Annotated in this window: 28 protein-coding genes; 10 read left to right on the forward strand and 18 right to left on the reverse strand. The window is 35.7% G+C overall.

The window, feature by feature from the left end:
• Nucleotide 1: 1 nt before the first annotated feature.
• The 7 genes from BM371_RS15590 to BM371_RS15620 form a co-directional block, all read right to left on the reverse strand.
• The gene (locus BM371_RS15590) at nucleotides 2-928 is read right to left on the reverse strand and encodes a hypothetical protein (RefSeq protein ID WP_034672372.1); all 927 of its coding nucleotides are present in this window, start codon (nucleotides 926-928) and stop codon (nucleotides 2-4) included.
• Nucleotides 928-1,926 carry a hypothetical protein gene (locus tag BM371_RS15595; RefSeq protein WP_131430843.1) on the reverse strand — a complete coding sequence of 333 codons (999 nt, stop codon included), beginning with the start codon at nucleotides 1,924-1,926 and terminating at the stop codon, nucleotides 928-930. Before BM371_RS15595 ends, BM371_RS15590 begins: the two co-directional genes overlap by 1 nt.
• 62 nt (nucleotides 1,927-1,988) lie before the next feature.
• Nucleotides 1,989-3,896: a type VI secretion system Vgr family protein gene (locus BM371_RS15600; protein ID WP_034672368.1), complete on the reverse strand. Its 1,908-nt coding sequence runs from the start codon at nucleotides 3,894-3,896 to the stop codon at nucleotides 1,989-1,991.
• A gap of 208 nt (nucleotides 3,897-4,104) precedes the next feature.
• Nucleotides 4,105-5,562 carry an OmpA family protein gene (locus tag BM371_RS15605; protein WP_034672365.1) on the reverse strand — a complete coding sequence of 486 codons (1,458 nt, stop codon included), beginning with the start codon at nucleotides 5,560-5,562 and terminating at the stop codon, nucleotides 4,105-4,107.
• 325 nt (nucleotides 5,563-5,887) lie between these two features.
• Nucleotides 5,888-6,097, reverse strand: coding sequence for a hypothetical protein (locus BM371_RS15610; protein WP_123947090.1), 210 nt, complete (start codon nucleotides 6,095-6,097; stop codon nucleotides 5,888-5,890).
• A gap of 180 nt (nucleotides 6,098-6,277) precedes the next feature.
• A complete protein-coding gene (locus BM371_RS15615; protein WP_034672363.1) occupies nucleotides 6,278-6,535 on the reverse strand; it encodes a hypothetical protein in 258 nt (85 codons plus the stop codon).
• 124 nt (nucleotides 6,536-6,659) lie between these two features.
• Nucleotides 6,660-7,112, reverse strand: coding sequence for a ferritin-like domain-containing protein (locus BM371_RS15620; RefSeq protein ID WP_051882481.1), 453 nt, complete (start codon nucleotides 7,110-7,112; stop codon nucleotides 6,660-6,662).
• A gap of 294 nt (nucleotides 7,113-7,406) precedes the next feature.
• On the opposite strand from BM371_RS15620, the gene BM371_RS15625 reads away from it, so the two are divergent.
• Nucleotides 7,407-9,188, forward strand: a complete 1,782-nt coding sequence (locus tag BM371_RS15625; RefSeq protein WP_051882480.1) for an FAD/NAD(P)-binding protein — start codon at nucleotides 7,407-7,409, stop codon at nucleotides 9,186-9,188.
• Between the two features lie 108 nt (nucleotides 9,189-9,296).
• Here BM371_RS15625 and BM371_RS15630 read toward each other — a convergent pair whose 3' ends face one another.
• Both BM371_RS15630 and BM371_RS15635 read right to left on the reverse strand, forming a co-directional pair.
• A complete protein-coding gene (locus BM371_RS15630; protein ID WP_034672362.1) occupies nucleotides 9,297-9,683 on the reverse strand; it encodes a hypothetical protein in 387 nt (128 codons plus the stop codon).
• A 286-nt stretch (nucleotides 9,684-9,969) separates the two neighbouring features.
• Nucleotides 9,970-10,155 (reverse strand): hypothetical protein, encoded by a 186-nt coding sequence (locus tag BM371_RS15635; RefSeq protein WP_034672360.1) that lies wholly within the window; start codon nucleotides 10,153-10,155, stop codon nucleotides 9,970-9,972.
• 97 nt (nucleotides 10,156-10,252) lie between these two features.
• Here BM371_RS15635 and BM371_RS15640 point away from each other — a divergent pair, with 97 nt between their 5' ends.
• Entirely contained in the window at nucleotides 10,253-11,092 is an 840-nt protein-coding gene (locus tag BM371_RS15640; RefSeq protein WP_051882478.1) for a hypothetical protein, read from the forward strand.
• Between the two features lie 11 nt (nucleotides 11,093-11,103).
• On the opposite strand, the gene BM371_RS15645 is transcribed toward BM371_RS15640, so the two are convergent.
• Nucleotides 11,104-11,382: a hypothetical protein gene (locus BM371_RS15645; protein WP_034672358.1), complete on the reverse strand. Its 279-nt coding sequence runs from the start codon at nucleotides 11,380-11,382 to the stop codon at nucleotides 11,104-11,106.
• Between the two features lie 141 nt (nucleotides 11,383-11,523).
• Between BM371_RS15645 and BM371_RS15650 the strand changes: the two genes are divergently transcribed.
• On the forward strand, nucleotides 11,524-12,666 hold the full coding sequence (locus BM371_RS15650) for a serine hydrolase domain-containing protein (protein WP_034672356.1): 1,143 nt from the start codon (nucleotides 11,524-11,526) through the stop codon (nucleotides 12,664-12,666).
• A gap of 71 nt (nucleotides 12,667-12,737) precedes the next feature.
• Here BM371_RS15650 and BM371_RS15655 read toward each other — a convergent pair whose 3' ends face one another.
• Nucleotides 12,738-13,730 carry an aldo/keto reductase gene (locus tag BM371_RS15655; protein ID WP_034672354.1) on the reverse strand — a complete coding sequence of 331 codons (993 nt, stop codon included), beginning with the start codon at nucleotides 13,728-13,730 and terminating at the stop codon, nucleotides 12,738-12,740.
• 110 nt (nucleotides 13,731-13,840) lie between these two features.
• On the opposite strand from BM371_RS15655, the gene BM371_RS15660 reads away from it, so the two are divergent.
• Nucleotides 13,841-14,197 (forward strand): response regulator, encoded by a 357-nt coding sequence (locus tag BM371_RS15660; RefSeq protein WP_034676811.1) that lies wholly within the window; start codon nucleotides 13,841-13,843, stop codon nucleotides 14,195-14,197.
• 85 nt (nucleotides 14,198-14,282) lie between these two features.
• On the opposite strand, the gene BM371_RS15665 is transcribed toward BM371_RS15660, so the two are convergent.
• The 3 genes from BM371_RS15665 to BM371_RS15675 all read right to left on the reverse strand — a co-directional run bounded on the left by BM371_RS15665 (nucleotide 14,283) and on the right by BM371_RS15675 (nucleotide 18,087).
• Nucleotides 14,283-15,449, reverse strand: a complete 1,167-nt coding sequence (locus BM371_RS15665) for a zinc-dependent alcohol dehydrogenase (protein WP_034672352.1) — start codon at nucleotides 15,447-15,449, stop codon at nucleotides 14,283-14,285.
• Between the two features lie 28 nt (nucleotides 15,450-15,477).
• Nucleotides 15,478-17,616, reverse strand: coding sequence for a catalase (locus BM371_RS15670; protein ID WP_034672350.1), 2,139 nt, complete (start codon nucleotides 17,614-17,616; stop codon nucleotides 15,478-15,480).
• Between the two features lie 237 nt (nucleotides 17,617-17,853).
• Entirely contained in the window at nucleotides 17,854-18,087 is a 234-nt protein-coding gene (locus tag BM371_RS15675) for a hypothetical protein (RefSeq protein ID WP_034672348.1), read from the reverse strand.
• A gap of 194 nt (nucleotides 18,088-18,281) precedes the next feature.
• On the opposite strand from BM371_RS15675, the gene BM371_RS15680 reads away from it, so the two are divergent.
• Genes BM371_RS15680 through BM371_RS15690 form a run of 3 tightly spaced genes read left to right on the forward strand, consistent with a single transcriptional unit; the run spans nucleotide 18,282 to nucleotide 20,406 of the window.
• Nucleotides 18,282-19,550, forward strand: coding sequence for an NAD(P)/FAD-dependent oxidoreductase (locus BM371_RS15680; RefSeq protein ID WP_034672346.1), 1,269 nt, complete (start codon nucleotides 18,282-18,284; stop codon nucleotides 19,548-19,550).
• A gap of 41 nt (nucleotides 19,551-19,591) precedes the next feature.
• Nucleotides 19,592-19,981 (forward strand): DoxX family protein, encoded by a 390-nt coding sequence (locus BM371_RS15685; RefSeq protein ID WP_034676808.1) that lies wholly within the window; start codon nucleotides 19,592-19,594, stop codon nucleotides 19,979-19,981.
• Nucleotides 19,982-19,998: 17 nt separating this feature from the next.
• The gene (locus BM371_RS15690; RefSeq protein ID WP_051882475.1) at nucleotides 19,999-20,406 is read left to right on the forward strand and encodes a hypothetical protein; all 408 of its coding nucleotides are present in this window, start codon (nucleotides 19,999-20,001) and stop codon (nucleotides 20,404-20,406) included.
• Nucleotides 20,407-20,534: 128 nt separating this feature from the next.
• On the opposite strand, the gene BM371_RS15695 is transcribed toward BM371_RS15690, so the two are convergent.
• Entirely contained in the window at nucleotides 20,535-21,131 is a 597-nt protein-coding gene (locus BM371_RS15695; protein ID WP_051882473.1) for a Crp/Fnr family transcriptional regulator, read from the reverse strand.
• A gap of 356 nt (nucleotides 21,132-21,487) precedes the next feature.
• On the opposite strand from BM371_RS15695, the gene BM371_RS15700 reads away from it, so the two are divergent.
• Together BM371_RS15700 and BM371_RS15705 are read left to right on the forward strand one after the other, a co-directional pair.
• Nucleotides 21,488-21,955 carry a PA2169 family four-helix-bundle protein gene (locus tag BM371_RS15700; protein ID WP_074958835.1) on the forward strand — a complete coding sequence of 156 codons (468 nt, stop codon included), beginning with the start codon at nucleotides 21,488-21,490 and terminating at the stop codon, nucleotides 21,953-21,955.
• A 25-nt stretch (nucleotides 21,956-21,980) separates the two neighbouring features.
• Complete coding sequence (locus BM371_RS15705) at nucleotides 21,981-22,211, forward strand: hypothetical protein (protein WP_034672340.1); 231 nt, start codon at nucleotides 21,981-21,983, stop codon at nucleotides 22,209-22,211.
• Nucleotides 22,212-22,292: 81 nt separating this feature from the next.
• Here the strand turns inward: BM371_RS15705 and BM371_RS15710 are convergent, their stop codons facing one another.
• On the reverse strand, nucleotides 22,293-23,045 hold the full coding sequence (locus tag BM371_RS15710; protein WP_034672339.1) for an SDR family oxidoreductase: 753 nt from the start codon (nucleotides 23,043-23,045) through the stop codon (nucleotides 22,293-22,295).
• A 433-nt stretch (nucleotides 23,046-23,478) separates the two neighbouring features.
• Here BM371_RS15710 and BM371_RS15720 point away from each other — a divergent pair, with 433 nt between their 5' ends.
• The gene (locus BM371_RS15720; protein ID WP_034672337.1) at nucleotides 23,479-24,078 is read left to right on the forward strand and encodes a YciE/YciF ferroxidase family protein; all 600 of its coding nucleotides are present in this window, start codon (nucleotides 23,479-23,481) and stop codon (nucleotides 24,076-24,078) included.
• An 82-nt stretch (nucleotides 24,079-24,160) separates the two neighbouring features.
• Here the strand turns inward: BM371_RS15720 and BM371_RS15725 are convergent, their stop codons facing one another.
• Both BM371_RS15725 and BM371_RS15730 read right to left on the reverse strand, forming a co-directional pair.
• Nucleotides 24,161-24,763, reverse strand: coding sequence for a hypothetical protein (locus BM371_RS15725; RefSeq protein WP_051882470.1), 603 nt, complete (start codon nucleotides 24,761-24,763; stop codon nucleotides 24,161-24,163).
• Nucleotides 24,764-24,966: 203 nt separating this feature from the next.
• Nucleotides 24,967-25,491: YciE/YciF ferroxidase family protein (locus BM371_RS15730; protein ID WP_143106493.1), on the reverse strand; the 525-nt coding region annotated here is incomplete at its 5' end.

Consider the following 25,491-nt stretch of genomic DNA (forward strand, 5'->3'; position numbering starts at 1 on the left):
TTTATGTGTTTGATAATTTTTTGAACTTTTCTATAGCATCATGTTTTGACCCATTAGAGGTATTGTTTCTCATAGGATCTTTAGTAGGTTTCCACCAATCTAAATCTCCCTGCTCATTCCTATAACTCTTATTAGTCCAAAATTTTAAAAATACATCAGAAACGATCACAGGACCTTTGTACTCGAATAATTTATCAGAAAGATGGAATGTAGAATCTATATCACATAAATAAGAAACCAAACCTATGGAAGTCTGCAAAGCTTTTACAAAAGCTCCACCAGAAATTGCAAAAGGCAATGCTGCGAAACCAATATATTTCTTTACCTTTTCCAGGGTTTCTTTTTCTTCGTGAGCAATTGCATATATATAATTCATATCGCAACATCTGTTGAAGATCGAGACTTCTTTTATTATATTGAAAAAAATGGATCTTGGATTGATACTAAAATCTTCAAATCCTTCAATTTTAATTACTTTATCAACAAATATTTCCTTATGGAGCTCCATGCCTTTAGACTTGAATAGCCTTGTTATATTATATTCATCTCTAATTTTTGTTTCTAATCTGGCATCACTCGGCATATTTTCAGAAGGTCTAACAATTTTTCCATTATATTGTAATGTTCTATAAAAACCATCTACAATAAACCCACCTCGGTCTAAATAAAGTGTGCATACTTTCACTATTTTGTCAAATCTAGGTTGATCATCAGTTTCTCCATCATAATAGCCGTAGTTATCTTCTATCCAGCTTATTGCGGTAAGATTAGCATTAAGCTGATCTTTGTATTGCAAACCTAATTCCATTTCTATCTGTTTATTAGCAGAAAAGCCTACTGCAAAAGAAGTTAAACTAATTTCTTTATAACTGTATTCCTCTTTTGGAAATACTCCCGTAAAATCTTGCGGTAAATACAATTTTTCCATCATTTTTTGTTTTTCTTTTTCAATTGTTCATAGATAGCACCAGTATCAATAGTAATATTTCCCAATTGATCTTCAGACATTGTTTTGGTTTTCCCATTATCTTTGCTACGGATGCAAACTATTTTATCCAATTGTACAGGCCCCCGAATATATTCAGACTCCTGAAAATCTTCAGCTACACCAATCAAGTTTTGAAGATAGCTAAAAAAGCCAAAATATTTTTTAAATAATGATAAACCACCCCATTTCTCAATTGCATTTTCCAACAAAGGGAAATTAATAGCCAAATTCGTATAATTCTGCAGTTTTTTTAAATAATCATCCGGCTGATTTTTAATTGCAAAGACATAAGAAAAATCTAAAATGCGATTAAACTTGCTGGCTTCGACAAGGAAAGCGACAAATTTGTTATAAAAGAAACCATCTCCTTTTTCTCCCTCATAATCCATATGTATAACCTTATTGCCTTTAAGAGTAATTTTTTTATCTAAAAATATCTCATCATGCAATTCTTTTCCCGTTTTAGCTAAAGGAACATTAATTTTTCTAAGATTATGCGGAATACGCCTTCCCGGAGTTTGATAGTCTTCTGTTATTGTATACTCACAATCATAGGTAAAGATATCCATAGTTCCTCTTATAATCTCTCCTCTGTTATTCATAAAAATGCTAAAGGATTGAAGCCAATTGTGCAAATAATATTTCTCTTTCCTTCTTTCATAAGAATCTTTTTTTTTATCATCATCATTATACGCCTCATGTTTAATATTTAAAGTAATACAGGTTACACACGTTTTAAGATCAATGCCCATATCCAATTCTGTCAGTTTCACACGTTCATTGATAGTATGTCCTATAAATCCGTAATATGCAGAATAATTCTGATAATTTTTCCAGGGTTCATAAGAGTTTGCATCTCCATGCAATATCCCATCCTTTCTTCCTTCTTCATATATATTTTTTTCAGAATAGGTAGAAATATTGTCATCGGAAAACATATAATGTGTTCCTTTTGTGAGTTTGGTGTATTTACCTCGTACAATTCTTGTTCTGCTCATAATTAATGAAAATTTGATCTTTCTCCTGAATTATTTTGTATCTGCTTTAGAGCATGTTTTTTTATCATATCTTCAGAACCTATTACCATTTCTCCGCTGCTGTATTCTTTTCTTTCTTTTTTACTTTCGCTCACTACGTCGCCATCAATAATTTCCATCAATTTTCCTGTAACCATCATACTTACATCTCCAACAACCGAAGTCATTTTCATCGCACCAATACTTTGAGTTTCATTTAATGCGATTGTTTCTGTTTTGTTCATTCCAACATTTGTTACCATATTCTGACCTACGTTAAGATTAAGGTTTTCCCCTGCCGTCAACGTAATATTTTTAGGCGCAGTCACGGAGATATTACCATTTCCGTCCATAAAGTAAGTATTCCCACTCGGATCTAGAATAGTGACGCTTTTTTCATCGTCATTCATCAAAACTTTTATTCCGCTTTTTGTCTGAATGGATCGCATGTGATTGTTAATTCCACCTCCAAGTGCGACCTGACCATGAAACATTCCGCCCATGGCAAACGGAAAATCGGGATGATGATATTCAAAACCAACCATAACCTGATCTCCAACTTCCGGAACGGCGACAAAACCTCTGTTTTGTGTAACCGCATCAGTTCCTCCCGCATCCGGACTCATTATCCGAATAAAATGAGTGGTATCATTCAATTGCCAGTCAAATCTCACCTGTACACGTCCTTGATTCAGAGGATCGGTATTAGAAACAACAGTTGCAATCTGTGGCTCTGCAGACGGAATTGTAAATTCAGGTTTAGGTAAAAAACCGGTTCCTTCTGCAATAGCTTCAAACGATCCTGTATAAAAACCTTTGGCATCTACTTCGTGGGAAACTTCAGTAATCATCAGCTTTGTAAAGTAAGAAGTCTGATTGCTGTCCGGTTTTCTCATTTCAATGTCTGCAACGCAACCCGGATATAAAAACGGAACTGATGTTGCCCCCGAAACGGAAAACACTTCCACAGCAGCACTTCCTGCTGCACCTTTTTGAGCATCATCCAAATCTAAAGGCATATTGGCATTGACGGGTGATGAGACCAATGAAGCGGTTTTGTAAATATCCTGATTGATTTGATATGCTTTTTCCGCCAATTGTCCTAAATGTTTTATTTCGGCAGTAGAACTTTGCATTTTTGCATGGTCGCTGCTGTTGTAACTAAAAAACCGAGGTTTGGTATGAACAGCTTTTAATTCTACACCAATGTCATTGACATTACTTCCATAAATCAGACGGATTGCTTTTTCATAGGGAGGCAGTTTACCGAAATATAAAATTTCTCCGTCATAATAAAACTGTTCGCCATACGCTTCTGCAAGTCTAGAAAGATAGTTGTAATGCGTTTCTTTATATTGAGCACTGTAATTGATATAGCTCTGGTTCTGGGCATCAATTTTATAATCAAATTTTCCTGAATCTATGGTTTCATTGAAAATTCTCTCTGCAATGATTGAAGTATTTACGGACTGATCGCCACCGAAACTTTGGGTGTGAGGAGCAGAATCCATCAAAATAGTCGGGCTGAAACCTTTCAGAATAACATTACCAAGGCTCATTTTTTCCTGGCTGTAGGCTACTTTTGTAATAATTCCGACAAATGTTCTTTCCGGGCTTTCATCAATTGCATCTTTATATTTGAATACAACAGTTAATCGTTTACCTAGAAAATGATGAGCATCCTGCAGCTCATGATTTTGTCTTTCTGCTAAAGAATCGTGTGCTAAAGTAAGTTCAAAATTGTGATGTTTTCTGACGCTTTGATGAAGCCGGAAATGTTTGAAGTGACTGATGATTTTACCATCGATGATGATCTCAAGATGTACTACACGCTGTACGCCTGCAATATGATTCTGCGAAATTTTTTCCGCATTTGTGGAAATGCTTTTCATCTTATTTGTGTTTTGAATGCTTTGTAAAATTAAATAACTTTTACGATATGTAAAATTAAATTCCACATTAAATAAAAAATTGTCGTAAAACTACGATTCTGAATAAAGATTCTATATTCTAAAATATCATTTAAAATCGATCGATTATCTGTAAAACAAAAAAGTCTGTCTCGTGATTGAGACAGACTTACATTAGAAGTTATTATTTTTATTTTGCTTTAAAATACACTCTTCTATTGGCTTTGTTTTTCCATTCAGGACATTTTGATGCAGGATCACATTCCGGATATTTCAAATCTTTTTTACCATTTCCTTGTGCATCAAGCTTGGTAGATTCTACTCCATTTTTGATCAAATATTCCTTCACATTATTCGCTCTTTTTTCAGAGAGTTTTTGGTTGTAGGCTTCACTTCCTCTTGTGTCGGCAGCTCCTACAACGGTATATGAACCGTTGGAAGAATTAATATAGCCTACCGCATTATTTAATATCGGTGTATTATTAGGCAAAATTCTGTCCGAATTAAGTTCAAATTCAATTCCGTCCAATTTTGTTTCTGTTTCGGCAACAGTTCCAGAGTTTTGATTCTCTACCGGACAACCGTTGTTTTCTACAGGTCCCGGAACTGTAACACATTTATCGTAAAGATCGATTACCCCATCCATATCTACATCCAAAGCTACACCTGCTCCGTCAACTCTTGCTCCTGCAGGAGTATCAAGCTGTCTGTCCCAGTCATCACAAACGCCGTCGTTATCAACATCACCGGCTTTACATACTTCAATATCATTTACTTTAGATTCCAAAACTTCTGTTCTGTAATAAATCTCCTGCATCGGATCGTGCCACATTAAGTGTGACTCGTGCTTTCCTAAATTAACGGTAAGACCTAAAGTTGTGTTAAAGAAATTATCCGAAGTCTGCTCAGATATATTGTTGATGGCACTTGTATGTGCTCCACCTCCGTCAAATTCATCATCGGTTGTTACGACATACATTACTCTACCTTCCAGGTCTAATCTGTTTGATAATTTATACTTCAGACCAGCTCCTGCCTGTCCAAAGAATGAATTAAAACCGAAAGGTTTTACTTCTGTCATTAATCTTTGCCCAAACTCATCTTTCTGGTACGCTCTGTACGCCAGAGTTCCTACACCGGCATAACCGTGAAGAGCCCATCTGTAAGGAGATTTGTTGTCTACCCTTCTCATCAGATTAGAGAAATTAATGTCTCCTAAAATTGAGATCGCATCATATTGTGTTCTTGCTCCTACTTGCATATTAGCAGCAGCATTTGCAGGTGCGGCATCTTTTGTATTAAACCAACCCTGTCTTGTTTCACCACGGTCATACTGCAATTTTAAACCGAAAGCATGTGTTATTGCTTTATCAACACTGAAGTAAGCCGAATATCCGATAAGATTTTTGCCTCCTCCGTTCTTAATGGATGTAAGATCTGCTGACTGCATTAGCGGAACCCCGCCCCCGAAAGAGATCGACCAGTCATTAAATCTTTTTGAAGATTGTGTAAATGGCTGTACATTAGCTGATCCCGAAGAAAAAGTATTCGGATATTCTCCATTGTTCATTACCTGAAGTGAATCTTGTGCAAATACACACGTGGGCATCGCCATGGCAAGCGATAAGACTGCTAGTTTTGATTTCATATAAAATATATTAATTGATTTCTAAAAGATATTAAGCAATAATATGTACTACTTATATAAGACATCAGAATCATTAAAACATTGATCACTGCTTTATTTTTCCGATGTGGCATAATTTATTCAATTACTGTACCAAAAAAGGATTTTCTATTTTTCCGACCTCTATTTTAATTCTAAAACACTGAAAATTAAATTATTAAAATTTGAAATAATATTTTCACTAATTTTTTATTTTTAATTAATAAAATAACATGATTTCATTAAAAACAATTTCAACAAAGTATTTTTTTCACCATAAAACGAAATATTATTAATCATATCACATTTAAGCTTCAACATCCGATGATTTCCCTCCGGATAAAACCTGATGACCAAGATAAAAAAGCAGATGCAGAGAATCTTTCGGAATGTATAACTGAAGATTGTTCGAACTTATCATTTCAAATCTCCACTTATGCTTTACGCAGTGCAGCATCATTTCTTGTAGGTCTTTATCCAACAGAGCAAGCATTACAGTTACCTCGTCATTTTTCATCCAATTATTGTTTAAACTGAGATTCATTTTCATTTTCTGATTGATACACTTTCCCTTTATCAATCGCTATGCCACGCAATCAAATTTCATTATTCATTGAGGTAAAAAGTGAATAATTTTAACAAAAAAACTCAGATTACAACAATCTGAGTTTAGAAGAGAATGAGTATTATCAGGGTTTTAAACCATATCTTTAAAAACCTTTACGGTTCCGTCAAAGTAATTCAAGGTAATCTCTACAGCTCTTCCAAAAAAAACAATATGTTCGGCTTCATCTTCATCCTGATCTTGATCAAAAATTCTAATCTCGAAAGGATCTTCTCTTACCATTTGAAGTTCGCCACTGAATTTTTGCTTCTTTTTGTAGAGCACTTCTACCTTTTCGATAGCTTTGGAATTTGTAAGAAATTCGTTTTTCAGATCAGCTGTAATTTCCATATATATTTTGTTCAGTTTTAATATTAAAAAACAATCCTAAAAAAATTGCTTTCTTAGGATTGAAAATTGTAACACTATGATGGATTAAATATTCCAAAATAAAAGACTAATCCCGGTAAACGATTTAATTTTTCATTTCGTTTAAGTTACTGAATTTATTGTATGATGATTTAAGGTGATGTAGCTGATCACTCACCACTCTGGAACTTTCAGGACAAAGATCTCCGCTGTCCAGCGCATCCTGATAAGCATTAATTGCCGCTTCCTCTCCATATACTACATTTTCTAATGTAGATTCTGCTTTATCTCCCGAAAAAGAATTTTTCACATCAATCCATGTTCTGTGAATTGCTCCTGCTGTACTTCCTGTATTATCAGGCTCTCCTCCTCTTTCAAGAATAAGATTATTCAATTCTGATTTCATTGTCTGCGATTGACTTACCATCTGATCGTAATCAGCCTTTAAAGGAGTGTAGGTATCCCAAACTTTGTCTTCAACTTTAGAAAATCCCTGAATTCTGTCGTTTGTGATGTTTAACAAATCGTTTAATACTGATACTGTTCTTTCGTTGTTCATAATAATATTTTTAGTGTGCTATATTTCTTACAACTGCCATACCAGCAAAGGCATTGCGTTTGCGAAATTGCCCATATGTGGTACTTTTTAGCTGTGAGTTACCATAAACACGTCGAAAAAATCTTAGTAAATCAGTTTTTTATATTGCATAGAAAACGAAAAAGGGCTTGACTTATTTTTTCAGAAGAAAGTGATTTTATGACCGAAAACATAACCCCACTAATTATTTTTTGGCTATAAGCGATAAGATTAGGAACATATTTTGAATCTAAGAAGCTAAACCATTTATATTTTATGGATAATCAATCACCAAATGTCATTGCTATTGTTGGCGGAGGTCCCGCTGCGCTGATGACTTTAAAGCATATTTTAAAAAAATCGGTTTGTCCCAAAACCATCTATATTTTCGAAAAAAACGAGCGTTTTGGAGCCGGAATGCCTTATGGAAATTTGGGTTCATTAAAAGAACACGTTGCCAATGTCTCGGCAAACGAATTGCCTGAGCTTGCTGATACTTTTCAACAATATCTTCAACAAAATCCGTCAAAAAATTTTCCTGATTTCAGCGATGCTGAAAAATTTAATCCTTATCAGGTTATTCCCAGATTGCTGTTGGGAGATTATCTGGAAGATCAGTTTAAACAATATATTAAACTGGCTAAAAAAGAAAGTATCAAGGTTTTTGCAAAAAATAAAACAGCCGTTACTGATATTATAAAATTTACCGATAAGGAAGATCAGTTTAAAATAAAAACAGATCGGGATGAAGAAATACTTGTCAACAAAGTTATTATCTGCACCGGACATACCTGGCCTAAAATTCACGAAGAAAAAACAAATGGCTGGTTCGATTCACCTTACCCGCCTTCAAAATTCAAAAACGGCAGTGATTTTCCTGTTGCTGTTCGCGGAACGTCCCTTACCGCAATTGATGCAGTGAAAACCATTGCAAGGCTCAACGGTAAATTTGTGGAAACAGAAAGCGGAAAAATAGAATATCAGCTCAACAAAAATTCAGAAAACTTTAGAATTCATATGTTTTCGACGGGAGGTTTTTTACCTGCACTAAGATTTCATTCGGAAGATGACTCCTATTCATCGGAGTGGACGATGTCGCTTCAGGAAATTTATGATTACAAAAAGAAAAATGGTGGTTTTGTAGATCTGGATTATGTTTTTAAGATTAATTTTAAACTTCCCATCAAACAGAAAGATCCTGAATTTTATGATGTTATAAAAGATTTAAGTTTAGAAGAGTTTGCTGAAAAAATGCTTAGCTTAAGAGAAAAATCTGACAGTTTTGATCTTTTTAAATCAGAATACAGGGAAGCTGAAAAATCGATAGAAAAAAGACAATCAATCACCTGGAAAGAGAAACTTGCGGCATTCAGCTATTCGATGAATTATCCTGCCAAACATTTTTCTGCTGAAGATATGCTTCGACTGAAATCTGTTTTAATGCCTTTGATCTCCGTAATAATTGCTTCACTTCCTCAATCTTCCTATCGGGAAATGATGGCGCTTCATGATGCAGGTTTGATTGATCTGATTCAAGTAGATAAAGAAAGTACTGTAGAACCTCATCCGGAATCAGGCGGAATTTACTGCTATAAAACCGAAGACGGAAAAGAAATAAAGGATCATTACAAAATGTATATTGATGCTATCGGTCAGCAACAGATGAATCTGCAGGATCTTCCTTTCGAAGGGTTGAAAGATGAGGATATCACAAGTTCGGCATATCTTGGCTTTAAAGAATACGAAAATGGAAAAGAAATGTTCGAAAAGAATACTGAAAATGTAGTTGAGGGTCACAACAACAATTACTATCTGAAAGTTCCCGGACTCGGGATCAACGATTATTTTCAGGCTCTGAATGTTTATGGTGAAGCTACAGATAGTCTTTTCATTATGGCCGTTCCTTTCATTGGCGGGCTGAATCCTGATTATTCCGGATTAGATTTTTGCGACACTGCTGCAGAAAAGATCGCTGAAGCATTAAGTAATTCCAACACACCCATTATTGATCTTAATATGGAAGAAAATAATAATGATCTTAGAATAAATATTATTTAATTAAGAATTGTATAACTAAAAACCGTAATCAAATTTAATGATTACGGTTTTTTTAAGTCTGAACTTATTGCTGAAGTAAAAATGTATGTGGAACATCATTGAACAGAATTAATGAAAATTGTAACACAAACTGTAAACATCTCTGAAATAAATATCTGTTTCTGCTTCTGCCTTTTGCTGAACCGGCACTGCAACATTTGAACCTGAAAACTGATAAACCGGTGTTTTGGTTGCTGTTTTTACTTTTTTGCTGCATTTACAATACATATAATCGTATTCTCGGTGATGATTCAAAGATACTGTTCTTACCTCCGTAGCTTCAAGCATTGCAGCTTTTTTGAAAGTTTCCTGATTTAATGTAAACCAAGGCTCACCGTGATAAAAAAAGTGATCTACTATTTCCGGATGATCGATCTGATTGGGATCAGCAGGAGCTGCTGAATGATAACCGCCACATTCTTGGCAAAAAGCTACCATAATGTTGATTTTTTCCATAGACTTTATTTTGCTTGTTTCTGTATTACAGAATTTGTGCCACGAAAGTGTTTCCGAAAGAAAAACCAGCTTTATTTTAATCTAAAATTCATAACCTGATATTTTAACAAAAATTCATAAAAAAACAGCCCCTTTTCTTATTCATGGCATAGCGTTTGAATATACATGAGTACCATCACTACAAAATATAATATGAATAAAATCCACAGCAAGTTTTGCTGTGGATTTTAAATTTTTACTTTAGAACAAATAAGTTGTTGATAAGAATTTTGTTTCTAAAAAAGAATCAGGCTTCGTCTTTTGTATTTTTTACAAGACCTATTCCCGAAAAGAAGAAAATAAGCCCGATCACTCCAACTACAATAAGTGTGGTGTAGCCTTCACTTTTATTGATTAGCTGACTTCCGGTATAAATAAGACCGATAATACCCAAAATTGTAAGCACTGCCCCAAAGATTCGTTTAATATTCATGATGGTGATTTTTATGTAGGCTAATCAATATCTGTGCCTTTGCTACGACTCGAATATTCAATATTTGTGATATATTTGATAACCAAACGATCACAAAATGAAACCGACTCAATATCTTGCATTTCTACTGCTTCCCACTGTTTATTTTTCACAAACAGATCACAGCAAATTTATCTATGATGATTTGGATATTACCGTAGAAAAACCGGACAAAAACAAATCTTACGATGCCAACTACAACGAAGACAATAAGATTTATAAGCTCGGCAAAAAGCTTACTTATTCTTACTCTATTGTCAAAAACAATCAAAAGTATCTGATAAAAAAAGGAAATCTGGAAATGCAGCCCGAAGGATTCAGTGTTGCAGGATGGGAATTTGTGGAATTTGAAAAACAGAATGATGAAACCGTAAACTACATTACTATCGAGCCACATCCGGGAAATGCTTTTGCAGGTGTTGATCCCGGCTACAATCAAACTGCCATAGAATATCAATATGTAATGAAAAACAATGATTTCTTTTCCATGGAAACCACAGGTGCTATTGAAAATGAAATGAATGTATGGATTCATCCGCCAAGAAATATCTATTTTGAAATATTAGAATTAAATCCTTTTCCTTATATAAAAGCTCCCTACAAAATCGGAACAAAATGGAAATGGAGTCTTGAAATTGGTGATCACTGGTCGGATGAAAGATGGCTGAAATGGGAAGGCGGTATTGAAAATAAATACGAATATGAAATTAAGGAAAAGAAAAACCTCAACACCAAACTTGGAAATTTAGAATGCTACATAGTATATGGAAAAGCAAAAAGCAGAATTGGTGAAACGGAGCTTACCTCATACTTTAATGAACAGTTTGGCTTTGTAAAACTTGAATATACCAATATTGACGGCAGCAAAACATTTTTTGAGCTTGAAAAAGCTGAATAAATAAGAAAATATTATAGAACCTCTTTCTCAAGACCTGCTTTTGCGCAGTTGAAGACTTCTTCTGCCTCGTTATGAAATACATTCATGGAAATCTCGAAACCGTTTGCCATAAAGAAAGTGACATTTCCATCCATATTATGACTCAAAAATCCGATATGATTAACATTGATGATGACCGGTTTTCCCAATACTTTAGCTCCTTCCAGAGCATTGGGTCGTTTAAGATTGAGGATAATAGACTGTCTTATGTAAATGAGACCTTCTTTTGTAGAACGCAGTTTGAAGTTCATTAATTTTTTTGTAAAGCTACAATAAATTATCCAAGTTGCACAAGTTGGTCATACAGGTATAAAATTTGAAGTTAAAAATTTAATATAAACAAAATCTGAAGCTTACAGACAACATAAAAGCTTTGGTTTAAAAAATATAATTTGAATACTAAAAAAGTTTTAATCGGATTTTTAGCGGGAACAACAGCAGTCGCTGCAACGATCTGCATTTGCGGATATGGCTATATTTTTAAAGCATTACGCATTAATCTCAAAAAAGGATCTCTTACCCCCTCTACTGATGATGAAGAAAAATTTCCTTCTAATCCGGTTTCAAACTTTAAACAAAAATCTTGGCACAAACATAGTGATTATAATAAAAAGCAACTTTCTTCAACACTGCTTGAGGAGCTTGAAAAAACCAACGCTTCTTCACTTGTCGTTATAAAAAACAATAAAATTATCCACGAAAAATATTGGAAAGATCACGATCCATCATCACTAATGAACTCTTTCTCGATGGCAAAAGGTATCCTTTCCATTCTTACAGGCTTTGCCATTGATGACGGTTATCTGGATTCTGAAGATCAATTGGTTTCATCCGTATTTCCACAATATTCAGAGAGCAAGTATGGTAAATATCTTACTTTTAAACATCTCATGACGATGCAGGCAGGATTTGACTGGGAAGAAGAATACAATCATCCTTTTGCCGAAAATTCAAAACAATATTTTGTGGATGATCTTGCAGAACAAGCTTTTAAAACAGAAATAAAAGAAATGCCCGGTGAAAAATACCAATATCAAAGTGTAGCTCCACAACTTTTAGGCTTAGCTTTGAGAAAAGTCACAGGAAAAAGTCTTGCCGATTATCTTTCAGAAAAAATTTGGCAGCCTTTAGGAATGGAATCAGTTGCCAAATGGAGCACTGATGAAAAAGGTATGGAAAAAGCTTTCTGCTGCATTCATGCCATCCCAAAAGATTTTGCTAAAATCGGACAGCTGATTCTACAAAACGGAAACTGGGAAGGAAAACAACTTATTGATCAAAAATATTGTGAAAAACTCCTCCATCCCACTCCCGAAAATGACGCTTTCTGTTATAACGTCTGGGCAGATAACGAAAGTAAAATAAAATTGCGCTTCTTCTACGGGTTTTTAGGACAGTTTATCATCATGATTCCATCAGAAAATATTATCATCGTAAAAACCGGAATATACAACAGGCTGGATGTAGATCAAAAGAAAAGACCTTTACAGGTAAAGATTTTGGCGGAAGAAATTTGCAGTATTTTCAGTGATTGATTATTTATTTAAAAATAAGAAAAGCCGCCAGAAAATTCAGCAGCTTTCAAAATTTTATTTATAAACAAATCTTAGTGGCTAGGAACCTGAGCTTTTTCGTAAATGATTTTTTCATCTTTAAGTCTTGTCCAAAACTCAACAGGAATATTGTTTTTCCAGCCTTTTACGTTATCAATAACCTGAGATGATGTGCTTGCTCCGGGAATGATGGATATAAATTCATCTGCTGCCAATACAAATTGTAATGCTGCATGTACGATATCTACCTCAAATTCTTTTGCAATTTCGATCAATTTCGATCTTTTTTCAGCCATTTCTTTCGGGATAACATCTTTATAATTATAGCGATCTCTTCCAGCAATAAATCCTGAATTGTATCCTGCTCCCGAAACCAGTTTTACATTTGCCTTTTTTACTGCAGGAAGCAAACGATCAACTGCATCTTCATGCTCCAGAATAGAATATTGGGTTGCAGACAGACAAATATCCGGATCTGCATATTCGATACAGTCGAGAATAGGTTCTATCTTGTTGACGCCCATTCCCCATGCTTTGATAATTCCCTCGTCTCTTAACCTGGAAAGTGTTTTAAAAGCTCCTTTTTTAGCCTGTTCAAGAAAATACGGGTAACGGTCACCCACCTGATCCTCCGAAAGATCATGAACATAAACAATGTCTAAGTATCCTAATGAAGTTCTTTTTAGACTTTCTTCAATCGATCGCTTTACCGCATCTTCAGAATAATCATGACGGAAATCGTAGTTCAGAGGAGCCTTCCACATGGTGGGTGGAACTTCATTTTCAGGAACTTCGGTGAAAAGCCTTCCGACTTTTGTAGAAAAAACGAAATCTGTCCTGTTTTTGTGTTGAAGAAAATCACCGAAACGCCTTTCACTTTTTGTAAGACCATACCATGGTGACGTGTCATAATATCGTATTCCTTCACTCCAGGCGGTTTCAAGAATGTTTTGTGCTTGTTCGTCTGAGATTTTTTCAAAAGCTGTACCGATCGCAACACCGCCTAATCCGACAGCATGCTGATCCGTTAAAATTGGATGATTCATATAATACTATTTTTTGGTTATCGTAAAAAAGCAAACATCGTGCATTTAGTTATAATTAAATTTTTATTTTCTGAATTAAAAGTTGGCTCCGTTTTTGCCAATCGATGGGTATGAAAACAATATTTATCGTAGAAGATGAGACAGGCATCAGAGATGCATTACAGCTACTCCTGTCATTCGAGAATTATGATGTACGGTCATTTGCCACCGTTAAAGCATTCAACAACCGTGACCAGTCTTCAGTTCCTGATCTTTTTATCATGGATGTGAGATTGCCTGACGGTTTAGGCACAGATTTATGCAATCAGATAAAGGAAGACGAAAAAACGGCCAATATTCCGGTGATGATTATCAGCGCACATGCAAAAGCCGATGAAGTAATCAACTCCTGCAAAGCGGATGAATTTATTTCTAAGCCTTTTGACATCGATGATGTCATTACAAAAATTGAAAGACTTACCAATTAATATATATCAATTTCAATCATATATAAAAACTCCAAAGTGTTTCTCTTTGGAGTTTTTTATTGCTAAAAATTGTTTTAAAATTTATTTAAATCCAAGGATCAAGAACAACTTTCACACAGCCATCTTCTTTTTTATCAAAAAGCTCATAACCTTTGGATACATCATTCAGTGATAATCGATGGGTAATAATATCGTCTAATTTTACCTCTCCGTTTTCTACATGTTTCATCAGCTTATCGATGATTGCATGAACGGGAGCTTGTCCTGCCCTCAGAAGAATCCCTTTATCAAAAATCTGTCCTAATCTGAAATTGTCGTAATTCACTGCATAAACTCCTAAAACAGAAACTGTTCCGCCTCTTCTTACGGCACTCATGCAGGCTTCAAGAACTTTCATAGAACCTTTTTCAAAATTAATGACTGCTTTTGCTCTGTCGAGGAAAGAACGTTCAGGCTCAAAACCTACCGCATCAATACAAAGATCGGCACCTCTACCATTGGTTAAATCACGAATTTTTTGAACCGTAGAATCTGCATCTTCCCAAAGAATGGTTTCGCAGCCTGTAAGATTTTTAATCTGATCCAATCTGTATTGCAAAGTATCGATTACAATTACTTTTCCGGCATTATGAAGAATGGCACTTTTAACCGCCATTGAACCTACAGGCCCGGCTCCGAAAATCGCAACCGATTCACCTCCCTTCAGTTCACCCCACATAACACCGGTATATCCCGTAGGAAAAATATCGGTAAGAAATAGAGCCTGTTCATCGGTAAGCGCATCAGAAACTTTTCTTGGGCCGAAATTCGCATAAGGCACTCTTACATATTGTGCCTGACCGCCGTTATAACCTCCGTAAAGATCAGTATAGCCGAACATTCCGCCACCTTTCTCCGTCATGATTCCGCCTTCCGGACCATAATTTTCAGGATTTGAATTCTCGCATCCGCTTGGCAGATCATTCTGGCAGAAATAACAGCATCCACAGGCAATAGGAAAAGGAACTACCACCCGGTCGCCCTGATGCAGATGGGTAATATTTCTTCCCTTTTCAACTACTTCTCCCATAAATTCGTGTCCCATTACCATTGGTCTCGGCTGTGGAATTCCTCCGGAATACATATGCAGATCACTGCCGCAAATGGCTGTAGAGGTTACTTTTAGTATAATATCATTTTCATCCTGAATAATAGGATCATCTACTGTATCGCAGGTAATCTTACCCGGTGAGTGAAAAACTGCTGCTTTCATAAAAAATATTTTTGTGGTTTGTTTTAAATTATTTTAAGCCGTTTCTCTGTTTTTCGAATTCCCAGGCTCTGTGAGAGGCAACTGCACGGATGAAGTTTTCATCTCCGTTATTATTTTCTTCAAGAATAACAGCATAATCTGTATGATCTTTCTTATAAATGTCGGTTTGCTCATAGATCAATTCAGTATTTTTATCAAAGAAAAGTGCCTTGCAATGTCTGTAAGCTTCGTTTACAAAATCAATCACACTGTTTTTATAGTCGGGCTGAAGCCAGTTTTGCGAAGAAGCTTCTCCCGGTGCTACATACACTGCATCAAAACAAACACTCATCGTACTTGAAATAGAATGTTGCGGGCCGATAAGAGAGCCGTCATCTGCTTTTACAGGTGCCATTTCCGGGGCAACAAACTGAATGACTCCGCCTTCTTTCTCTATTTTATCAAGAAATTCCGACACTCTTTTTCCGTCGCATCCATCTGCTACAAGAACAGCAATTATTCTTGATTCTATGGAATCTTTAACCGTATTTTTCATGCTTAAAGCATCTGAAATTTTAATTTTCGGCTCTCTTTCTTCACTTTGTAATGTAGAAGGATCTGCGTCTGCCGGAATACTTCCATTCGGCTGTGAAAGTGGCTTCACTTCAACCCCTAATTTCTGAGCCACAATCTGCGCCAATTCTTTATCGATAAAATTCAGCTGACCCACCATTCTTTCTCTGATGGCATGAATCGTCACTTTAGACAATTCAAATATCAAAGCTTTCTGAAGATGAGTTTTTTCCGGCTCAGACTGGCTGTTGTAAAATAATTTTGCCTGAGAATAATGATCAACGAATGATTGACTTCTCGCTCTGATTTTTGTTCCGCTTATTTTTTCACCGTAAGAGGCAAAACCACCATCCTTCATCATCGCCTGAAACGGACAACCGCCACCAATTGAATTGGGCTCATAGCTTACTTTTCCTTTCGCAATCTGCTGTCTCATGTGTCCGTCACGCTGATTATTATGCACCGTCGGAACTGATCTGTTAATCGGAATTTCATGGAAATTTGGTGACCCCAATCTTGATAACTGGGTATCGGTATATGAAAATAATCTGCCTTGTAACAAAGGATCGTTTGTAAAATCAATCCCCGGAACAATATGCCCCGGATGAAAGGCAATCTGCTCTGTTTCAGCGAAAAAATTATCGGGATTTCTGTTTAAAGTTAAAGTTCCGAAAATCTCTACAGGAACCAATTCTTCAGGAATAATTTTTGTCGGGTCTAAAAGATCAAAATCAAAATCGTGCTCATTTTCTTCGGGAACGATCTGTACGCCCAAATCCCATTCAGGAAAGGCTCCGTTTTCAATTGCTTCCCAAAGATCTCTTCTGTGGAAATCTGGATCTGCTCCTGAAATTTTCTGAGCTTCAGGCCATGCTACTGAGTGAACTCCTAATTTTGGCTTTAAATGAAATTTCACAAAAAAAGCATCGCCCTCACTGTTTATAAATCTAAACGAATGCACTCCGAAACCTTCCATCATTCGGTAACTTCTCGGTATGGCTCTGTCGCTCATCAGCCACATGATCATGTGCATACTTTCAGGCATCAGAGAAATAAAATCCCAGAATGTATCGTGTGCAGAAGCAGCTTGCGGAATTTCATTGTCCGGTTCCGGTTTTACAGCGTGAACCAAATCAGGAAATTTCATGGCATCCTGAATGAAGAATACCGGAATATTATTTCCGACAAGATCATAATTGCCTTCTTCGGTATAAAATTTAATGGCAAAACCTCTAACATCTCTTGCCAGATCGGTACTTCCTCTGCTTCCTGCAACTGTAGAAAATCTTACAAAAACGGGAGTTTCCTTGCCGGCTTCAGATAAAAATTTTGCCCGGGTGAACTTTTCCATGCTTTTATGAAGTTTAAAAACACCATGTGCTCCCGAACCTCTTGCGTGTACAATTCTTTCCGGAATTCTTTCGTGATCAAAATGGGTGATTTTTTCTCTTAAAATAAAATCTTCCAAAAGTGTTGCTCCGCGCTCTCCTGCTTTCAGAGAATCCTGATTATTATTAATCTTAAGCCCTTGATTGGTAGTAAGTTTCTGATCGGAATTATCGGTTTTGTAATAATTCAGCTGATCCTGCTTTTCGTTTTGTGGTTTGTTATCCATATTAATTATTTGTGGTTATATTGTTGAAAAAGTCAAGAATAAAAATGATTGGCTGATTAATCTCAGTCAATCTTTAAGTTTTAAATCTATAATTCTATGTAGAACTTGATCAATGAGAACTCTGTCAGAATAAATGGAATATGGAAAAAGCACCCCAGTTGATTAATAATATGGGCATTAAACTAAGAAAAACTTGGGGTGCAGATAATTAGAGTTAGAATTATAAATAAATTTTAATTATTTTCTGGTAGAGGCAGCTGTACTGTCCCGCATTGTATTGGCAGAATCTGTTCTACCCGCAGAAGGAGCATTCATAGCCGCAGTATCTGTAGGTGGTAAAGCCATGGATGTATCGGTTGACATATCAACTGTTGACATGCTGTCGTTGCTGGTATTTTCTTCCGTTTTTTGTTTTGAACAGCTGGTCGCTGTTACCCCCAGAATAAGGGCAGTAAGCAAATAGGTTTTCATATAATAAAATTTTTTGATGTTTGGTTGAATCAAATTTAATCTAATATTTTCCGGAAACTTATGATCCCAGTCATATAAAACATTTTTGCTTGTTTAAAAAGAGGTACTACAAGTTTTTTCAATATCTGGAAATCGAATCTTTTGGTCTTATTATTGAATGACTGCCATTACACCATTCACATAAATATCCTGTTATGAAAAAACATATTGTCATCATAGGAGGAGGTTTTGCAGGTATTAATCTTGTAAAAAGTATTGCACGCAATAAAAATTTCAGGATTACACTTGTAGACAGAAATAATTATCATTTTTTTCCTCCTCTTATTTATCAGGTCGCTACTGCGTTTATTGAGCCTTCTCACATCAGCTATCCTTTCAGAAAGCTTTTCGCCAGATATGATAATGTGAATTATCACATGGGAAGTCTAATCAATGTAAATACAGAAACACAACACATTGAAACCGATACAGGAGAAATTTTTTATGATTATTTAGTAGTTGCGTTAGGTACAGAAACCAATTTTTTCGGACTCGAAAATGTCGAAAAATGTGCACTTCCGATGAAAACCATTCATGAAGCATTGTATTTGAAAAATCATCTGCTTATGAGCCTTGAAAAAGCTGCCAGAAATAAAAATCTGAACCGTGCTGAGCGTCTTCAGAATATCGTAATTGCAGGTGGCGGGCCAACCGGTGTAGAACTTGCCGGAATGATCGCAGAAATGGGAGCTTACATTGCCGAAAAAGAATACCCGGAAATAGAGCTAAATCTTTCTCATCTGTATTTGGTAGACGCTCTTCCTACTCTGCTTTCTCCAATGAGTGATGCAGCCAAAAAAACAGCTTATGAAAATTTAAAAAAATTAGGCGTTAATATTTTGCTTAATGTTTCTGTGAAAGATTATTCCGATGGAAATGTAATTTTATCAGATGGTAAAAAAATAAAAACCGAAAGCCTGATCTGGACTTCCGGAGTGATCGGGCGTAAAGTTCCGGGAATCCCTGAAACATGCATCGGAAAAGGAAGAAGATTGTTGGTAGATGAATATAACCGTGTGTTAGGCTTCGAAAATATTTTTGCGTTGGGAGACATTTGTCTTCACTTAAGTGACAAAAATTTCCTGAAAGGACATCCGCAGGTTGCTCAGGTTGCCATTCAACAGGCAAAATTAGCCGCTAAAAATATTATTAGACAGGAAAAGAAAGAAACGCTGCAGCCATTTATTTACAATGATAAAGGAAGCATGGCAATTATTTCAAAATACAAAGCAGTGGTTGATCTGCCGAAATTTTCGTACACCGGATTTTTTGCGTGGTTGACCTGGCTTTTCATTCATATTATTCCTCTGACAGGATTCAGAAACAAAATAAGGCTCGCTTTCGAGTGGTTCAGGTTATTTATTACCAATAATCCTTCGATCAGAATGATTTTGCAGCCAAAGAAAAATACTTCTGAAGGCTAAATATGTCGATTCATTATTTCATTTCACTTAAAATAAAAAATATGGACACTAAAAACATTTCAAGAATAGCTTTGGGCGGAATGCTTATTGCGGCAGGAATTTCACATTTAACGTTTGCCAGAAAAGAATTTCAGGCTCAGGTTCCCGATTGGGTTCCGTTGAAAAAAGATGATACAGTCGTTTATTCCGGTATTGCAGAAATTCTTTTGGGAACTACCGTTGCATTGGCTCCGAAAAAACAGAGATCCCTTATCGGTGCAGTTACCGCAGGATTCTTTGCTGCAGTATTTCCCGGAAATCTTTCACAATACCAAAACCGGAAAGACGGATTCGGTCTCGATACCGACAATAGACGTTTTGCAAGATTATTTATGCAGCCGCTTTTAATGGCCTGGGCGATTGCATCCACTAAAAAAGAAGAAAAAATTTAATTTAAAATAAAATCATTATGGTAAAAAAAATGCTCGCAGGTTTAGGCGGAGCTATTGCGCTCAACCTTCTGCACGAAATCATCAGGAAAAACTTCAACAACGTACCGCACATTAATGAACTTGGCGAAGAAGCTTTACAAAAAGTAACCGATTCTACTCCATTAGAAATTTCTGATCCGGATAAACTGTATGCTGCAACTCTTGCCGGAGATATTGTAAGCAACGCTGTTTATTACGGAACTACAGCAACGAGTCATCATTTCACAAGCGGACTTGCCGCAGGAATCGGAGCTATCGTTTTACCACAAAAGATGGGTCTAAATGATCAACCGGTTGCAGAAAACAATCAAAAAAAGATCATGACCGTAGGCTATTATCTCTTCGGAGCTCTAGTCACGAAATTGATTTACGATAAAATAAAATAAATAAACCCCCTTGAAAAAGGGGTTTGTCTAATTAAAGCACAGAAGTAACTATATGGATTTCGATTCTATGCTATCTCAAAGCTAATTATAATTACGGGATCAGGAATATGAGCCAGATCATAACCAGATTAAAAACAGATTTTTCCATTAGAAATCATCAGCCTTTTTTCCTTTTCGAGTTTTTTTACAGTTCTGATGACCGTTTCTACCCGAAGACCAGTAAGACTTGCCAGCTGTTGTCTTGAAAACGGAACAACATATTTAAAAGGCTCAGTAACATTGTTGTGCGATTTCAAAAATTCAAGCACTTTAAAAATTCTGTACGATGGGTTGTTAACAGACAACGTACTTAACATTTTGTATCGGTAAAACATTCTTTCTGCTGTATAAGACATCAGATTTTTCATAATATCTGCCCTCGAATTGAGCATATTCATAAAGTTGGTTTTGGCAACCCTTATAATTTCCGTATCTGTAATTGCTACAGCATTAATACAGTACGGAATATCTCCCCATAAAAAAGTTTCGGCAAAGCAATGTCCATCTGAAGGCAGACTGAAAATAAATTCATTGCCATCATCACGATATGTATTTAGTTTTACAATTCCCGACCGAATCTGGTAATAAAATTTAGGAACTGTATTTTCGAGTAAAATTGTTTCTCCGGCTGCGTATTTTTGGGTGTCTGCACCATGCTCAATAAGTATCTCTTCGTCAATAATCATAGAAATTTAATCATTATAAAAGTATCCAGCAAAATTTCAGGAAAGTGAATACCATATTTCCACTTGAGTAATATTACCGCCGCAAAATTAGAGAACGAAAGCTTTGAAGTTTATGACCTCTGACATAAACGATCAATCTTACATCAAATTTCTACTTAAAAGTACCTATTCATGGTATATAAACTCTGTTTACAGTCATCTTAGATTAATTATAAAAGCAATGCAGTAATTTTATAATTAGGATGTTTTGAATGTTTTTAGAATTCTTTTATTTATACTTAAAAATTTTCATCATAATCCACTAAAAACACATCCCACAAGGCATGATTCTTGTAATATTTGTTAAAAATATTATTATGGAAAATTCAAAAACAATCTCAGTTCTCAATGATCTTCTGCACATTACCAATGACCGGATAAAAGGCTTTGAAAGAGTCGAAGGGAAAGTATGGGAAAGCTATTCTGACCTTAAAGGTGAATATGACAAAATGATTTCACAATCGAAAATCATGAAGAACGAAATTATCGATCTGATTACTCATAAAGGCGGAAATGCGGATGAAGACACAACTTCAATCGCAGGAAATCTTCACCGTACCTGGATCGACATTAAAAATTCTTTACCAGTAACCAATAACGATCAGGAAACACTGGAAAATGTCGTGTTTGGTGAGAAACACGCCATTCAGGCTTATGAAGATGCATTAAAAAGTGGAAATCTATGCAGCGAAAGTTCGGAAGTGATTGCAGATCAGCTAAAAAAACTGAGGGTTTCTTACAACCAGTTCACCAATATTGGACGATATAAAAATAAGGAAAATTAGATCTAATAATTAAAAAAATAAAGCAATGAACTATAAAGAAGCTTTGGAACACAAAAATGAATCTCTTAAAAACGCAGATGAATCGGTTCTGAAACAATATCATCTTGTAATTGCACCAGCAAATACGGATGACAGCAAAAAATACATCGACGATTTTCTGAAAAATCCTGAAAAATTTGATGATGAAAGCTGTAAAAAATATTCTTCCGACGGTCATTTTGAAGTAATGAGTTTCAAGAAAGAAGAGGAAGAATAATAATCTGATGATATTAAAATGAGATTTGCAAACTTATGGTAAACGGTGAAAACAGTATTATTGTTTTCACCGTTTTATCATTTAACCATTTACAATGATTCCTCCGTTCGGGTGCAAAACCTGGCCAGTAATCTGAGCAGAAGCTTCGGTGGCAAGGAAAAGATAACTTGGCGCAATCTCTTCTGTGGATGCATTTCTCTGTAAAGGAGGTTTGCTTTCGTCCTCTTCTTCTTCGCCAAAAGTTTCTTTCGTCAAAGGTGTTGCTACAGGTCCCGGAGCGACAGCATTTACCCGGATTCCTTTGGGTTTTGACTGTAAAGCCAATGATCTTGTGAAAGAGACGATCGCACCTTTTGTTGCAGAATAATCTAACAGTTCTTCGTGCCCCTGATAAGCAACTGCCGAAGTAGTATTGATGACGCTGCTTCCTTCTTTTAAATGAGGAAATACTGCTTTTGTAAGCAATATCATCCCGATAATATTCGAATTAAAAGTGGTGCGGATATCTTCTTCTTTCAATTTTAAAATATCATCCTGTGGAATCTGAGTTCCGGCATTATTGATCAGGATATCGATTCCGCCAAACTTTTCAATGGTTTCTTTTACTGCTCTTTCACAGAAATCGCTTTCATTTACATCACCCTTCAGAATGATACATTCATTTCCGAGAGTAACGATTTCTTTTTTTGCCTTTTCTGCATCTTCATCATCGCTGTGATAAATAATGGCTATGTTTGCGCCTTCTTTTGCAAAAAGAAGCGCAGTTGCCTTACCTATTCCACTATCGGCACCCGTTATAAGAGCGGTTTTGTTTTTCAGCTGTACATTGTTCATCGTATTATTTTTTTAATTATTTTTCTTCAGGTTAGTGTTTCTGCAATTGGGTTCTAAAGCATCCTAAAATAAATTCAGAATAATAAACCTGCTTATTTTGAGTTTCAGTCCTGAGATGCAGATCGAGATCTTCAGTATAAATCACCGAATTTTTATAGCTAAAACTAAACCATGCAGATATTTTGTAACCATATTCTTCTACAAGAATTGTGTATTCCGTAATAATAATTCCCAATCGGTTTCAAAAAGTTCTGTACTATTTGCAGCAATTATTTTGTAATATCCTAATTTAGTGATTAAAAATCCTGTGTGATATGTTTGCAATCACATCTTGAATAAAAAATCATTTAGATACCACATCTTTACCATTTTAAATTTGATGGTCTGATAATTGTAATTTTTAAATCCACTAATCAATTAAACAAAATTTTTTATGGAAACTAAAAATGCATCAGCAAAAAAGACAACGGCAAGAAAAATCACAAAAACAGATGCAAAATCAACATCGAAAAACGCTTCTAAGACTCCTGCCAAAAAGGATGCCGCAAAAGATTTAAACGATCTTTTTGAAGATGCACTGAAAGATATATATTGGGCAGAAAAAGCTCTTGCAAAAGCATTACCGAAAATGCAGAAAAATGCTACTGATCCAAAATTGAAAAAAGCAATCGGAGATCATTTAGAAGAGACCAAAGAACATGCAAAGAGACTTGAAGGCTGCTTCAAAGCGTTAAAGAAAAAAGCACAGGCAAAAAAATGTGATGCAATGCAGGGACTTCTGGATGAAGGAAAAAGCATTATGGAAGAAATAAAACCCGGAGCTGTGCGCGATGCAGGAATTATTGCTGCCGCACAAAAAGTAGAACATTATGAGATTGCAACGTATGGTACGTTAGCAGCTTATGCTAAAGTTTTAAAAGAAAAAGATTGTCTGAAATATCTTCTTTCGACATTGGATGAAGAAAAAAACTGCAACAATCTGCTCACCAAAATTGCAGATGCCAATCTCAATTCAAAAGCAATTAATGAGTAATCATTAAGACAAAAAATAAAAAAAGATCCTTTAGGATCTTTTTTTTATAAGTCAACCATAAGTTTCAAATTAAAGAAATAAATTATCTAAAATCTACCAGTCCTTTTACGAGACATTTCCATTGGATCTTTGAAAATCCCAACATTCCTCCAATTGCGATAAATACATTTCGGAGGCTGTTGAAAAAACCTGATTTCAGATTCGGGTATTCGTTTCTTCCGTAAATTCCGGCTTTTAAAATATTATTCTGTTTTGAAACAATAAATGTTGATGTCGCCGCATGAGAATAGAAATGAGCAATTTTCCGGCTGTTCTTTTTTGCAGGATCAGTTGATGGTCTGCACTGGATCATTACGCGATCAGAAAAATCGGCATCGATCATAATGATCTGAACCCAGTCAAAAGATCTTCCTTCGCTTCCTCCGGGACCAGGAATATCAATTCTGATATAATCTCCTATTTTGGGCAGCCGTTCAACCATCATTCCTGAAGCATCATGAAGCTTAAAGTCGGTTTTGCTTTCCGGGCAATATCTTCTCCAGTTGTTGATCGAAAAAAGTCGTTGTTTCAGCACATTATATTTCGCTTCTATTTCATCATTTTTTTCTATTTCAACTGTACTTTCTGTATCGTGAAAGCTTCCTTTAAAATGCTGGGGAACACCGGGAATATTTTTAGGTTTCATTTCTATTAATTTTAAATAATTATGGATTTATTAAGCAGTTTTGATAATATCAGCTAAAAAGCTGCCAGAAATTTGCTGTGCCAGTTAAACAATAATCATGATTCTAAAAGATATTATGATGTTCGCCTTTTTTTCAAGTGTATCAATTTTATTTAAACATAAAAAAGCCACACAACAAAATCTGTCGCATGGCTGAATAAGAATTAATTTTCCTGCTCTGCTTCGAAATTGATGTATGTCTCTGCAATTTCAGTAAGATTGTAATCTGTATCTTCTTCTTCCTGGAGTGTTCTCTCTAATAGATCTGCGGCTTTATCGTGTCCCATGGTAATGGCTAACTGTACAAGACCGCCATACGTTGCGATCTCATAATGCTCTACTTTTTGGGCAGCAATAATTAAAGCAGCATCACGAGTCATTGTACCTTCCTCGGTAGATTTGATAACTTCCTGACCTTCTTTGATGATTCCTTCAATGGCATCACATTTTTTCTTTTCCGGCGTTTCACCAATCGACTTGAAAACTTTCTCGAGTCTGCTGATGTGTTTTTTGGTTTGTAGCTGATGATCTTCGAAAGCATCTTTCAGTTCTTCTGTGGTTGCAGCTTCCTGCATATTTTCTAGAGCTTTTACGATGGCATCTTCAGCGTAATAAATATCTTTTAAAGCATCCACAAAAAATTTGTGCAACGGCGCGTTTTTCATTTCGCTTTTTTCTACGGTTGCATT

It is taken from the genome of Chryseobacterium formosense, assembly GCF_900116415.1.
GTDB classification, from domain to species: domain Bacteria; phylum Bacteroidota; class Bacteroidia; order Flavobacteriales; family Weeksellaceae; genus Chryseobacterium; species Chryseobacterium formosense.